This window comes from Rheinheimera tangshanensis (assembly GCF_014645135.1).
Classification (GTDB): domain Bacteria; phylum Pseudomonadota; class Gammaproteobacteria; order Enterobacterales; family Alteromonadaceae; genus Pararheinheimera; species Pararheinheimera tangshanensis.
Map to the genome: position 1 here is coordinate 341,426 of NZ_BMLH01000003.1, position 14,487 is coordinate 355,912.

The 14,487-nt window shown below is 47.8% G+C and carries 7 protein-coding genes; 5 read left to right on the top strand and 2 right to left on the bottom strand.

Annotated features, from left to right (window positions below; all coding sequences use genetic code 11):
• Positions 1 to 28: 28 nt before the first annotated feature.
• The 4 genes from IEW88_RS08815 to IEW88_RS08830 all read left to right on the top strand — a co-directional run bounded on the left by IEW88_RS08815 (position 29) and on the right by IEW88_RS08830 (position 8,670).
• Complete coding sequence (locus tag IEW88_RS08815; protein ID WP_147903686.1) at positions 29 to 1,549, top strand: fumarate hydratase; 1,521 nt, start codon at positions 29 to 31, stop codon at positions 1,547 to 1,549.
• A gap of 52 nt (positions 1,550 to 1,601) precedes the next feature.
• Entirely contained in the window at positions 1,602 to 3,623 is a 2,022-nt protein-coding gene (locus IEW88_RS08820) for a S9 family peptidase (protein ID WP_147903685.1), read from the top strand.
• A gap of 95 nt (positions 3,624 to 3,718) precedes the next feature.
• Complete coding sequence (locus IEW88_RS08825) at positions 3,719 to 4,108, top strand: MmcQ/YjbR family DNA-binding protein (protein ID WP_185148561.1); 390 nt, start codon at positions 3,719 to 3,721, stop codon at positions 4,106 to 4,108.
• Positions 4,105 to 8,670: a sensor domain-containing protein gene (locus tag IEW88_RS08830; RefSeq protein WP_147903684.1), complete on the top strand. Its 4,566-nt coding sequence runs from the start codon at positions 4,105 to 4,107 to the stop codon at positions 8,668 to 8,670. The genes IEW88_RS08825 and IEW88_RS08830 overlap by 4 nt, the downstream gene beginning before the upstream one ends.
• 10 nt (positions 8,671 to 8,680) lie before the next feature.
• Here IEW88_RS08830 and IEW88_RS08835 read toward each other — a convergent pair whose 3' ends face one another.
• Positions 8,681 to 10,537: a M48 family metallopeptidase gene (locus IEW88_RS08835; protein ID WP_147903683.1), complete on the bottom strand. Its 1,857-nt coding sequence runs from the start codon at positions 10,535 to 10,537 to the stop codon at positions 8,681 to 8,683.
• Between the two features lie 5 nt (positions 10,538 to 10,542).
• Positions 10,543 to 11,133, bottom strand: coding sequence for a LemA family protein (locus IEW88_RS08840; protein WP_147903682.1), 591 nt, complete (start codon positions 11,131 to 11,133; stop codon positions 10,543 to 10,545).
• 327 nt (positions 11,134 to 11,460) lie between these two features.
• On the opposite strand from IEW88_RS08840, the gene IEW88_RS08845 reads away from it, so the two are divergent.
• Positions 11,461 to 14,457, top strand: coding sequence for a di-heme oxidoredictase family protein (locus IEW88_RS08845; protein WP_229670413.1), 2,997 nt, complete (start codon positions 11,461 to 11,463; stop codon positions 14,455 to 14,457).
• The last annotated feature ends 30 nt before the right edge of the window (positions 14,458 to 14,487 follow it).

Here is a 14,487-nt window from a genome sequence, read left to right on the forward strand (position 1 = left end):
GCGGGGAAAACAGAAGGGCACAAAGAACATGACCGTAATTCGCCAGCAAGACTTTATCGACAGCATCGAAGATGCGTTGCAGTACATCTCTTTTTATCACCCGCTGGATTTTGTTCAGGCGCTTGAAAAGGCCTATCACAAAGAACAAAATCAGGCCGCCAAAGATGCTATAGCCCAAATCCTGATCAATTCCCGCATGTCGGCTGAAGGCAACAGACCTATTTGTCAGGACACAGGTATTGTCACCTGTTTTGTTAAAATCGGTATGGATGTCAAATGGGATAAAACCGATATGACAGTGCAGCAAATGGTGGATGAAGGTACACGTCGTGCTTACCTGAACCCACATAATCCGCTGCGCGCCTCTATTGTGGCTGACCCTGCAGGTGCCCGCAAAAATACCCAGGACAACACACCTTCTGTAGTGCATATCGATATGATCCCGGGTCATCATGTGGAAGTGGCTATTGCGGCTAAAGGCGGCGGTAGCGAAAACAAAACCAAAATGGTGATGCTCAATCCATCGGATTCAGTGGTGGAGTGGGTGCTGGAAACGCTGCCGAAAATGGGTGCTGGCTGGTGTCCACCAGGCATGTTAGGTATAGGTATTGGCGGTACGGCAGAAAAAGCAGCAGTGCTTGCCAAAGAAGCCCTGATGGAGCCTGTGGATATTCAGGACTTACTGGAAAAAGGTGCTGAAACAGCCGACGAAAAACTGCGGGTTGAGCTGTACGACAAGGTCAATAAACTGGGCATCGGTGCTCAGGGCCTGGGTGGTTTAACTACAGTGGTGGATGTAAAAATCAAATCTGTCGCTACTCATGCAGCGTCAAAACCAGTGGTGATGATCCCGAACTGTGCTGCGACCCGTCATGTGCACTTCCATTTAGATGGTTCAGGCCCTGCGGTGTTGACACCTCCGAAGCTGGAAGATTGGCCAGAAGTGACCTGGGAGCTGGGCAACAATGTTCGCCGAGTGAATTTGGATACAGTGACTCCTGCAGATGTGCTGGAGTGGAAAGCAGGTGAAACTGTGCTCCTGTCGGGCAAAATGTTGACAGGGCGCGATGCGGCGCATAAACGTATCGCTGATATGTTAGCGAAAGGCGAAGCGCTGCCAGAAGGCGTCGATTTTAAAAATCGTTTTATTTATTACGTCGGTCCTGTCGATGCTGTAGGTTCTGAAGTCGTAGGCCCAGCCGGTCCAACCACAGCCACCCGTATGGATAAATTTACCGACATGATGTTAGGTCAAACTGGCCTGCTTGGCATGATTGGTAAGTCTGAGCGCGGCGACAAAACCGTAGAAAGCATTAAAGAGCACAAAGCTGTCTATTTAATGGCGGTCGGTGGTGCTGCGTATTTAGTTTCTAAAGCTATTAAAAAGTCCCGCGTTGTCGCGTTTGCCGACTTAGGTATGGAAGCGATTTACGAGTTTGACGTTGAAGACATGCCTGTCACTGTGGCGGTTGACAGTCAGGGAAATAACGTGCATAAACAAGGACCTGCTATTTGGAAAGTGAAGATAGCTGAACTTGCCAATAACTAAAATTAATACATAACGCCCTGACCCTCAGGGCGTTTTTCTACCGGGAGAATCTATGAAAGCCTTGATCTTTCTGACCGCGGCTTTGTTAAGCGGTGCTGCTGTTGCCAAAACCCCACTTACTATTGAACACTTAAATAAACTCAACAAAGTTTACGATGTCGTAGTATCCCCTGATGGTCGTTACTTGGTGTATGGCCAAAAAAATGGCGGCTTTGCTCCAGCAGATACTAGTGCCGATCTGTATTTGATTGATTTGCAGCAAAACAATAAAGTCAGCCGTTTAACCTTTAACGACGACAAAGAACACAGTGTAGCCTGGAGCCATGATGGCAGTGCGCTGTATTTTATCGCCGGCCGTTCAGGGACCTCGCAAGTCTGGCGTTTGCCTGTAACTGGTGGTGAAGCTCAACAAATCACGGATTTGCCTTTGGATGTTGATGGTTTCTTAGTCGCAGAAGACAACAGTAAAATTGTACTGCAAATGGCCGCAAAGCCGGGTTGCGAAACCTTGTCCTGCACCGTCGAAGCGAAACAAATCAAAGCCGGACAACAAGACAGTGCTATGGTCTACGACCAGTTGATGGTAAGGCATTGGGATACCTGGGCGGATGAATTCAGAAGTCATTTATACATAGCAGATTTAACGGGCAAAAAAGTCACAGATGCCAAAGACTTATTGCCAGAATGGAATACCGACATTGCTGGTATTAAAGAAGTGTCATTTACGCCAGATGGTAAAAATCTGGTATTCAGCGCGAAAATTCCAGGTGTCGATCAAGCCTGGCATACCAACTTTGATATTTTTCAGGTATCGGTTAAAGGTGGCGAAAAAGTCAATTTAACCCGCGATAACGCAGCCTGGGATGCCAAACCTTCATTTTCCAGCGATGGTCGCTTTATGGCCTACCTTGCGATGAAAAAACCAGTGTACGAGGCCGATCGTTTTGGTTTGATTTTATTGGATATGGTGACAGGTCAGCGCAAAGAGCTGGCACCAGAATGGGACAGGTCCATCAGTGACTACAAGTTTGGAGCGGACAACAGAACTATTTATGTCACAGCACAAGACACGGGCCAGCACGGTATTTTCTCTATCAACACCAGTTTTGGTGATATCAGCAAAGTCTATGCAGAGGGCACTGCCGGTGACTTAAATGTGGCAGGCAACAAACTTATTTTTACTAATCATAGCCTGGATAAACCTACGGATATTTACCAAATCACTGCTGAAGCCGGAGCGCCAGCCGCTTTAACTCAAATCAACAAAGAGGCGTTGGCAGATATTCAGTTTGCTGAATTTGCTCAGTTTAATTTCCCTGGAGCCAATGACGAAACGGTGCATGGTTACTGGATGAAGCCTGTCAATTACAAAGAAGGTAAGCAATACCCCATTGCTTTTATCGTGCATGGTGGCCCGCAAGGCAGCTTTGGTAACATGTTTAACTACCGCTGGAATGCGCAGTTATGGGCCGCTCAGGGCTATGGCGTCGTGATGATCGACTTCCACGGCTCGACTGGCTATGGTCAGGCTTTTACTGACTCTATTGCCCGCGACTGGGGTGGCAAGCCACTGATTGATTTACAAAAAGGTTTAGCTTTTATCACTGAAAAAGAAAAGTGGCTGGATGGCAAAAACGCCTGCGCTTTGGGTGCATCCTACGGCGGTTATATGATGAACTGGATTGCTGGTAACTGGCCTGAAGGTTTTAAATGTTTAGTCAATCATGCTGGTTTATTTGATATGCCAAGTTTTTATGGCAGTACCGAAGAGTTGTGGTTCCCTGAACATGACATGGGCGGCCCGGTTTGGAACAAAGACGGCGATTATCAGAAGTTTAATCCGTCAGCTTTTGTCGATAACTGGAAAACGCCTATGTTGGTGATCCACGGCTTAAAAGACTACCGCGTGCCTTATGCGCAGGGACTAGCGGCTTTTACTACCTTACAGCGCAAAGGTATTGAATCCAAACTGGTGATATTCCCTGATGAAAACCACTGGATTTTAAAACCACGTAATGCCGAGCGTTGGTACAACGAAGTCTTTGACTGGATGAAATTGCATACCAGCAAATAAGCGGTTCTGTTCGCGGAAGGCTGCCTGTGCAGCCTTCTTTATTTTTGTAATTTGCGTTGTGTTTCTTTACTGCAGCAATCAGCCGGATGATGTCTATGCAATTTTCCGATGTGCGTCATTACTGCCTTGAGTTGATGGGAAGCGAGGAGGATTTTCCTTTTGGTCCCGATCTCTATGTCTATAAAATAAAAGGTAAAATCTTTGCTATCCTATTCACTGGACAGGGCGAAGCGCGACTGAATTTGAAATGTGATCCGGATGAAGCTTTGGCTTTGCGAGATATTTTTCCGGCGATAAGCCCCGGTTATCATATGAATAAAAAACACTGGAATACGCTGCGTTTAGATAACACTGTGCCGGAGCTGGAAATAAAAAGACAAATCGATCACTCCAGACTATTGGTGCTCCAATCTTTATCTAAAGTACAGAGGCAGGCCTTACAGCTCGAACCAGATCAGAAAAATAAACGACACGGACAGACATGACTAAACCTGCTTACCCCTTAACTGCTATTCGAATTGTACTGCTGTACTGTGGTTTTGCGTTGCTGTGGATTTTTGGTTCCGACCATTTATTGCATCTGACCATCAGTGATCCTGAAGTAAATTCATTATTGGGCACAGTCAAAGGAGTGGCTTTTGTATGTATCAGCGGCTGCATCATTTATGTGCTATTGGCCACCTGGCGAAAACAGCAGTTTTTTGATTCTGTCGTTTCAGTACGATACAAACAATTACGTGTTATTGCTGTTATTTTGGCGTTTTTGCTAGCTATACCCGCTATGGCTTACATCACCAAATCGATTCATGGTAGCCAGCTAAAAACACAAGCCCTGGCCGATCTGCGCAACGTCACTGAGATTAAAAAACAGCAGTTAGAACTCTGGTTGGCGGAGCGGCAATACGATATCAATGGGTTATCCCGAGACAGTTCATTCCGGCAAGAATTACAGCATTACCTTGAGCAAGGAACACATATCACACAGGTACAAAATCGATTGGCCGCTCTGATTACCGAGCACTCCTTTCATTCCGTATTGTTACTTGACCCCAAGGGTAAGCAACGACTTTTATTAGGAAGCCCTCTAAAATTCGATGTCTGGTCTGCCGGACAAGACCAGGCTCAGCCAGCCACCCAATGCGATCACAGCAACATGGACGGATATTGCCAATTAAGCTGGTTTATACCACTGGCGATAGGGCAACAGATTTATCAGTTGGTCTTTGTGGTGGATACCAGCCTGTATTTATTTCCATCTATTCAAAACTGGCCTGTGTCCAGTCCGACCGCTGAAGTGCTGCTGGTACAGCAGCGAGGTCGTTCTGTGGTGTTTTTAAATCCATTGCGTCACCCGCAACTCTCTGCGACACACGATACTGATACTGATACTGATACTGATATTGATGGCCCGCTGTTGGTTGCAAAGGCATTGAGGCAGCGTCAATTTAATACGGCTGAAGAGTTAGATTACCGCCATCAGCAAGTACTGGGCGCTTATACACCGATACAGCAAACCAACTGGATGCTGGTCAGCAAAATAGATGTAGCGGAAGTATTGCAGCCTTTAGATACCTTGCTGCTGTGGCTGTCGATGATCTCCGGCACCTTGTTGATGCTAATGGTGCTGGGTGCTTTGTTGTATTGGCGCGAATTGATGCAGTCACATCAACTGGCATTAGCGGCTAAACAAACGGAGCAGGATAAAACGGTTCAGGCATTTTTCGATATGCCATTTTCTGGTATGGCCATATTATCCCGCACTCATCAGCCTTTTATCCGGGTCAATCAAAAACTGCAGTCTTTGTTGGGCTACTCCGAAGCACAATTACTCAGGTTGTCCTTGCGTGATTTGGCATTAAACCCCGAACAATTTATGGCAACCAGTTTTGCATCTAAAGATCAAAATCTGGCCCAGAGCGATATTCAGCTGCAACATCAATCAGGTCGTGTTTTAACCATCAAATTGATGATGCAACGATTTAGTCAGGAAGGCCAACCCGACCAGCTGTTGGCTACCTTTGATGATGTGACAGAAAAGCGTCAGCTTTATGCAGATTTAAGTCGTAGCCACCAGCAACTGCTGCAAAACTCACAGCAACTGGATGCTATTTTGGCGGCCAGTTCGACCGTATTACATCGTATTGAGTTAGATGGCAGCCAGTGCAGAACCAGTTGGGTGAGTAGCAATGTCGAGCGTTTATTTGGGTACAGTGTAGAACAATCCTTACGGGAACAATGGTGGGAGAAGGGCGTTCATCCCGACGATAAAGCCAGGGCAGAACTCGCCATCGAGCAAACCTTGTTGCATGGTCATTATCGTCATGAGTATCGCTTTTTTGATGCCGCTGGCTATTTACGTTTTATTCGGGATGACTTGCGTTTACTACCTGAGCTCACAAAAGGGCAGCAGCATATTATCGGAGCTATGGTTGATATTACTGAGCTCAGGCAAGCCAAACTGGAGCAGGAAGCCAGCAGTGATAAGCTGAAAACCTTATTTAATACCATGTCTGAAGGCTTGGTGTTACACGACAAAACCGGGGCAATAGTCGATGCGAATCCTGCTGCAGAGAGCATGCTCAACTGCAGTCTGGCAGAAATGCGAGCTCAGGAGCCAAGAGCCGAAGAGTGGAAAACCATTTATGAAGACGGTTCTCAATACCCCACCGAACTTTATCCAAGCAATGAGGTGTTGCGTACCGGCGGACCTGTGCGCGATGTGGTGATGGGCATAGAACGTGGTCAGGTGCAACGCTGGCTCAAGGTAAATGCTGAACCCTTATTTGAGCAAGAGCAGTTGTCTGGTGTTTTAGTGACAGTTGATGATATTAGCGCTGAAGTGCACTTTCGTCGGGAACTAAAGCAAAGAGCTTTAGTGATGTCGAATCTTGCCGATATGGCGGCTCGTTTTTTACAGCACAGTGACTGGTTACAGTTATTACGCAGTATGTTGCCGTCTATCACCCGAGCTTTGGATGTGGACGCTATCTATTTGTACAAGAATACAGTGCAACAAGAGCTGATCAGTGGTGCTCTGTTGACGCAGTGGCGCAGAGATCAAAAAGAACATGTCCGTACCTTCAAACAGTTAAACCATAGGTTATCCCGCTGGTATCCGGCGATTGAGCAATTAATGAAAGGAAATATGGTTGCAGGGCAGGCAAAAGACATGGATCCGATGTTGCAACCTGTACTGAAACGTTTCCGTATTCAGGCCATAGCTCTGATGCCAGTGATGGTCGATGGTGTCTGGTGGGGATTACTTGGTGTTGAGCAGCATCACAGATGCCGCGAGTGGAATCAGGTTGAACTGGATGCTCTAAAAATGCTGGCAACAGCTTTAGGCAACGCGGTGAAACGCCAACAGTTTGAATCGTCCCTGCAGCAGGCTGCAGCTGTGTTTGAAAGTACCCGAGAGGGGATTATGGTAACGGATGCGTCCAACCGTATCATTCAGGTGAATCAGTCGTTATTGCAGATGTTAGGTTATAAAGAGTCTGAAGTCATAGGCAATACTCCTGCGATGTTTTCATCAGGACGGCACGATCAGGCCTTTTACACTCAAATGTGGCAGGAACTTTCTGAGCAGGGACACTGGCAGGGAGAAGTGTGGAACAGGCGTAAAAACGGAGAAATCTACCCTGAGCTGCTCAGTATCAGTACTATTCTCGACGCTGCCGGGGATATTAGTCATTATGTAGCTGTCTTTGCAGATATTACCCAGTTAAAAGCGTCGGAGCAGGAATTGGCGTATCTGGCGCATCATGATGTGCTGACTGACTTACCGAATCGCTTGCTGATGAGCTCACGGCTACAAAATGCGGTGGATTTAGCGAAACGGGATCAGCATCAGTTTGCGGTACTGATGATGGATCTCGATCGCTTTAAGTACATTAACGACAGTTTTGGTCACCCAGCCGGTGATGAGTTGTTAAAACTGGTGGCTGCCTCTTTGAAACAACGTTTACGTGAAATAGATACTGTGGCCCGCTTTGGTGGAGATGAATTTATTATTCTGCTGGAGCAACTACATCAAAGTGAAGATGCCGCTCGTTTCGCGACCCAATTGATCAACGACATGAGTCAACCCTGGCTGTTAAGTAACAATGCGGAAGTCAGGATTGGTGCAAGTATTGGTATTTCTGTGTATCCGGATCATGGCACAGAAGGAGAGACGTTACTCAGCAACGCCGATGCTGCCTTGTACCGAGCGAAAGAGCAGGGGCGGGGGCGTTTTGCGTATTACTCTGATGATTTAACTCTGTATGCCCGCCAGCGTATTGATTTAGAAGCTCGCTTGCGTGGAGCTTTGGCGCAGGATCAGTTTTTGGTGTATTACCAACCACAGCTCGAGATCGAAACCGGCCGCATTGTGGGTGCTGAAGCCTTGGTGCGCTGGAATGATCCTATCGAGGGACTGATAGCGCCAGCACGTTTTATTCCCATAGCGGAAGATACAGGACTGATTGGATCTATAGGGGATTGGGTGCTCGCACAAACCTGTCGTCAAGGGGCCTTGTGGCGCGAAGCAGGTTTACCCGATCTGAAACTAGCCGTGAATTTATCTTCACATCAGTTCAGTCATGGAAATATTGGAGCTCAGACAGCGCAGATCCTAAATGAGACGGGCTTCCCTGCCAGGTTCCTGGAGCTTGAACTCACGGAGAGCGCCATTATGTCACGTGAACAACAAGCTGAGCTGGTGCTGTCTGATTTGCATCAAATGGGGGTCAATCTTGCCATTGATGACTTTGGCACAGGCTATTCCTCCTTTGCTTATTTACAACGTTATCAGTTGGATGTACTGAAAATAGATAAAAGTTTTATTGATGATGTGGCAGAGAATACTGAAAGTCAGGCCATAGTCACTGCTATTATCTCTATGGCACATATTCTCGGATTAAAAGCTCTGGCTGAAGGGGTTGAACAACAGGCACAGCTGGAGTTCCTGCGTCAGCAAGGCTGTGATTATTATCAAGGCTATTTATGCAGTAAACCTTTGCCCGCTGAAAAATTTGAACAACTGGTGCGCAATCAGAACTTCTGATTGCGCGATCTTAAGCAACAGACTGATCCGGACCGACAGGAATTTCCAGCAATAACGCCAGCGCCTGTAATAACATGGCTTCCTGATCATTAACCAGCTGATCGGCCTGTACTGCTATTTTTAGCATCTGCCATAACTGCTGTTTCAGGCGTGGCGTGCTGTGAATAAGGGCGGGCAACTGTTCAGTCAGCTGCGAGAGGCTCATAGCAGGACGAGCAGTGGCAGAAGGCAAAGCAAGCAGCTGTAAACCACTACTCCAGGCTTGCTGCTGTAATTTTTCATCTTTGGCTTGTTGGGCACACAACGACAGTAAGGCCAGCACAGATTGCTGAACCTGCGCCAGATTGCTGCTGCGATCCCTGCGATGCAACAGTGAAGGATTAAACTGACTGCCAACACAGTGTTGTAACCAATTCAGTATTGTCCATTCCAATAAATCTTCCTGACCATCACAGCGGCTCAGGTTCTGGCATAACGTCTGAAATTCAACAAACTGCTGCTGCGACAACTGTTTTAAAGCCGGTACGGCTATTTGAATTAACTGCAGCTTTTGCCTGCCTGATAAACGACTGACTTCATCGTATAACCTATCGATATTCTGCAGCAGTTGAGGGTCGCCATGCGCTTTGACCATAGCCCACTGTTTTTCCAGATGTTCGGTCTGAAGAAGACAAGCACAGCACAAAGCTGGAGCTGAAAGGGCGTGACGGCTAGTCTCCAGCAAAAATGCCGGCAATACAGATAGCACCGCCGCAGATTGCCGATGTCCGATTTGAACTGTGGCTGAAGACTGTTCGCTGCTTTGCTGTTTCAGCTGTGTTTCGGTCGGGAAAACTCCGTCCCAGCTTGGATCCAGCCGTTTGATCCGTTGCTGTAAAGGCGGGTGCGTGGCAAATAGGCTGCTCCAGCGACTGATGGCTTCAGCAAAAAATAAGTGACTCATTTCATCTGCATTAGGGTTTTTAACCTGACTGCCGAACGTTGCTGCGCCTATAGATTTGAGTGCACCCGCTATGCCTGATGGATTGCGGGTAAATTGCACAGCGCTGGCATCGGCTAAAAACTCACGCTGACGGCTAACGGCAGCTTTGATCAGGCTGCCAAAAAAAGTGCCTAAATAACCCAATACCATCAGGCCTAAGGCTAAACCTAAAATACCACCGCCATTGTCTTTTGATTTTGAGCTACCAGCCCCCACAGCTCTGTGACGACCCATGCTGCGAAGCAGGAAATAGCCGGAATGACCGATAAATTCAATGCCATGCAATAAGGCTATCAGACGGATATTCAGTCGCATATCGCCATTTAAGATATGACTGAATTCATGGGCTATCACTCCTTGTAATTGATCGCGGTTTAAAAGGTTCAGGCATCCCTGAGTAACGCCTATCACCGCATCAGCTGGCGAATAACCTGCAGCAAAAGCATTGATTGATGATTCGTTCATCAGGTAGACCGGAGGCACAGGTACTCCTGCTGCAATGGCCATCTCTTCAACAATATTCAGTAGCCGTTGTTGTTTGTTGTCCGCCAGTTGATAGTCTACCAGGCGACCGCCCAGCGCTTTAGCGACCACTTGACCGCCCTGACTCAGTTCTGCCCGCTTGATGCTGACCACCACAGCGATCACTGCAAACACCAACAGGCTGACCCAGCCCATCATGTGCCACGGCAGTTGATTGAACCAGTCCGGATGCTGTGGGCTGAGCAGCAACTGATACTGCTCCGGCTCCATCACACCTAAAGTGACCATCACTAACAGATTGGTCAGGATCAAAAGCGTGATCACCGCCAGAGTAAATAACAACACCAGGAGTTTGGTATTGCTGCGCGCCTGATCCTGAGCGGCAAAAAAGTTGCTGGCCATCGCGCTTAGAAACTGACTTTAGGTGCAGTCTGGATCTCTGCACTATCAGCAAATTCCAGCAGTTTGGCATCGTTTTGATGACCAAATAAACCGGCAAATATCACGGGCGGGAAACTTTGTTTATAGCTGTTGTATTCGGTCACTGCATCATTAAAAGCCTGACGAGCAAAGGCTACTTTATTTTCGGTGCTGATCAGCTCTTCGGTCAGCTGCATCATAGTCTGATTGGCTTTTAAATCAGGATAAGCTTCCATCACCATACTGAATTTAGTCATAGCACCTTGTAGTGCTGATTCTGCTCCGGCCAGTTGACTGATAGCGCCTGCATCGCCGGGCTGAGCCGCAGCCGCTGCTAATTGGCTCATGGCACTGTTACGCGCAGCTATCACCGCTTCGAGTGTTTCGCGTTCATGGGACATATAGGCTTTGGCGGTTTCCACCAGATTAGGAATTAAGTCGTAGCGGCGTTTTAGCTGTACTTCAATTTGGGAAAAGGCATTTTGAAATCGATTTTTCAGCTTCACCAATTGGTTATAAATAGCCATGATGAAAAACAAAATAACAGCGGCGATCACTAAGCTAATGATGGTGGTCATGGGATTTCCTTATTACCAATAATAGAATCTATTCCATGCCACTCTAGCATTGTAAAAATTAGTTGAATAGCTTAAGCACTGTGCAGACAAAGTGGTGATGGGGTTGTCGCTTGGTCGCTCTGTGTTTTACAGCAGTATGCTCACTTCATGCACCAATGAAAAAACAAAGGTCTGAATACAAAGCTGCCTACAATTAATTACAAAAGAAAAGTAGTTCTTCCCTCATGATTTGGTTGTTTGTTGCCGCTTTGGTGAAAAGCGTCCTCAGTCTTTTTTGACAACTGGGGGAGATGAAATTTTATTTAGTGTTAACGTGGAGTTAGTGGTATGGGCCCGTATTCTTTTGTGCAATCAGGTACAAATAAGTTAAAACGAAAACCTTGGCTGATGCTGCCTTTGTTAGCATTATCCATTTCAGCATGCGGTGGGGGCGGTGACACAACTGCAGTACCTGATCCATCAGGTTCAGATAAACCACCTGTGATTGCTCCCCCCATAGTTACCCCACCTGTAGAAAATCCGCCTCCGGTACAAGAGTTACCTGAACCCGAACTTGAGACTTTGCCTGATGTAAAAGCCGCTGCATTGCCCAAAGCCGGAGCCCCGTCTTTACCGCCTCCTCCTGCTTCTTTGAGAATACCAGACAGTGTTTTAACAATGGCCGTCGCTCAACCTCTCTCTGTTGTCAGCGTGACCTCTTCCGGTGATGAGAATGAAAACAATACGGCTGCCAAAGCTGCAGACGCAGATCTGACCAGCAGATGGGAAAGTGCCTGGGGGGATGAGGTTAGTGATGCAGACAACGCCTGGCTCCAATTCGACTTTGGAGTAAAAACCGCCGTAGGTAAGATGACCTTGCATTGGGAGAATGCTCATGCTGCGGAGTATGCTATTTACATATCGGATGACGCGCAGAATTGGTATCAACTGCGTTATGTCGTTGACTCTAAAGGCAAGACGGAAGAATTTTTTAACCTGAATATGTACGCTCGCTACCTGCGCATTCAAGGTATAAGCCGTAAAACTCAGTATGGTTATTCTTTGTTTGAGGCAGAATTTGCAGCGCCTGACAGCACAAACTCTATGCCTGAACTCAATACCTCTGCGATCACTTTTCCTTTAAATGGCTCAGGACGTATTCCATTGCCAGCGCCGGTAAAGCCCATTGAGATGGTTCGCTTTACTCTGGCCGATGGCACCCTGGTGACCCGGTTTGGTATGGTTGGACGCTCGCGCCATGCACGCGAGCGCGGTGAAGACTGGAATGAAATTGGTTTTGGCGTGAATGACACTGTTGATCCGGCAGGCAAACCTTTAGATAAAGGGCCTGGCGCGCATTTAAATTTTGTCGCCAATTACTTTAAAAACCGCACCTGGGGTGTGGAGTTTATTGACAATAGCAATGTCGCTGGGGTCACTGAACCTCGTATTGTGGTGAACCAATATTACCAGCAAGCGCAAAAAGGTGGTGGGCACTCTTTTGTTCGTCGTTTTGATGAACCTGGAGTCACAGGTTTTGGGTGGATGAGCCCTGGTGATTTACTGGATGACTCGACCTATCAGGATCCTGGTGCCGCCTGCCCAGTAGTGGCAAAACCAGTCAATGGTGTGTTGTTACGTCCTGACAGCGGTTATAACGGAGTGATTGGCGCGAATGACGGCTGCAGCGTGGTGTTTGACCGCTACCCCGGCCACAGAGCGCTTTCTGCAAATGCCGATGGTGTGCTGGTCCCCAATGGTAGTTCTGTTGATCCCAGAGTCCTTCGAAAAGGTGACGTGATTGAGTTTACCGGATCGTTTTTCTCTACGCGGGAGGCGATGGATGCCATAGGCGATAACGGTGCTTTTCGTTATTACACCAACGAGCTGACCTATGTGATGGGGCAAGGCTTGCGCCCTTGGTACGGTGTGCAGCCACGCCTGATGAACGAACCTCTGCCAGAGCACACCCTGCAGGGGGGCTTAGGCTCTGTTTCCTACGATTATGCCGACAATTCCACCTTTATATTTCAGCAGCCGCATAACACTATTGGGATGCAGAATATGCAACGTTTTATGGAGGGGCGGCGCTGGTTGCATACCAACTTATGGACAGGCGAGCATAACGAAGATGGCAATGATCGCAACGACGCAGGTCGTCAGTTGCAGGGACCGCGTTTTAATCAATCGTCCTGTTTCAACTGCCATGTGAATAATGGTCGTAGCGTGGCGCCTACGGTGCGTAACCAGAAGTTGGATACTATGGCAGTGCGGGTTGGAGCGACCGGAACCGACGCCAATGGCCATTACCTGCCGCATCCAATTTATGGTCAGGCGCTGCAAATGAATGCCCGCTCTGTTGAGACTGGGGCCTTACAAAACTGGGGCAACGCCGCCTGGGTGGCTGATTTTGTCAGCCGAAACGTCAGTCTTGCCGATGGCACGCAAGTAGAGCTGCGTAAAGCCACTGTTGCTTTTGAAGGACCTGAACCTGAAGTCTATTCCGTCCGTCAGGCCCAGCCTTTAATAGGGATGGGATTATTGGAAGCGATCTCTGATGAAACTATTTTATCCAGAGTTCGCAGTACACCAGACGCTGATGGCGTATTGGGGACAGCGAACTATGCGTACGATCCCGAAACCGCAGAAGTACGCTTAGGTCGCTATGGCTGGAAAGGCAGTAAAGTGAGTATACGTCATCAGGTAACTAATGCCGCTTTGCTGGATATGGCGGTGACCTCTTCTGTCTATCCGAAACAGGCCTGTTTAGCTGGCCCACAAGATTGCGACAGCGCAACAGCTGAGCCGGGTTTACCGGATGAAGCCGTGACCGCGATGACACAGTACTTGCATTTACTAGCTGTGCCGGCGCAGCGCAGTGTCATAAGCGGTTTTCCTAAAGGGGTTTCTCCTCTGGCCTATCTGGATGTCGATCCAGCCAAAATAGCAGCTGGTGAAAAAGTCTTTAAGGATATTCGCTGTGTGGCTTGTCACGTCAGCGAAGTGAAAACCAGCGCTCGCTCTGAGTTTGACGAAGTGCGTAACCAGACGATTAAACCTTACACTGACCTGTTACTGCATGATATGGGACCAGAACTTGCTGATAATTTTAGCGAAGGTCTGGCAACTGGCAGTATGTGGAGAACTCCAGCACTTTGGGGCATAGGCTATACCCAGTTTGTGGCTGGTGGCACTCCGGCAGGTTATTTACATGATGGCCGCGCCCGTACCTTAACCGAAGCTATTTTATGGCACGGTGGTGAAGCTGAAGTGATTAAAAATCGCTTTGTGAACTTGCCTACCGCTGAGCGTGAAGCTTTATTAGCGTTCCTGAACTCCTTGTAATATCGACAAAAAAGCCCGGTGCAGACAGAC

Bases quoted from the DNA above. Each gene is read 5' to 3' on its own strand.
- IEW88_RS08820 (WP_147903685.1), top strand. From the start codon at position 1,602: ATGAAAGCCTTGATCTTTCTGACCGCGGCTTTGTTAAGCGGTGCTGCT.
- IEW88_RS08845 (WP_229670413.1), top strand. From the start codon at position 11,461: ATGGGCCCGTATTCTTTTGTGCAATCAGGTACAAATAAGTTAAAACGA.
- IEW88_RS08815 (WP_147903686.1), top strand. From the start codon at position 29: ATGACCGTAATTCGCCAGCAAGACTTTATCGACAGCATCGAAGATGCG.
- IEW88_RS08835 (WP_147903683.1), bottom strand. From the start codon at position 10,537: ATGGCCAGCAACTTTTTTGCCGCTCAGGATCAGGCGCGCAGCAATACC.
- IEW88_RS08825 (WP_185148561.1), top strand. From the start codon at position 3,719: ATGCAATTTTCCGATGTGCGTCATTACTGCCTTGAGTTGATGGGAAGC.
- IEW88_RS08830 (WP_147903684.1), top strand. From the start codon at position 4,105: ATGACTAAACCTGCTTACCCCTTAACTGCTATTCGAATTGTACTGCTG.
- IEW88_RS08840 (WP_147903682.1), bottom strand. From the start codon at position 11,133: ATGACCACCATCATTAGCTTAGTGATCGCCGCTGTTATTTTGTTTTTC.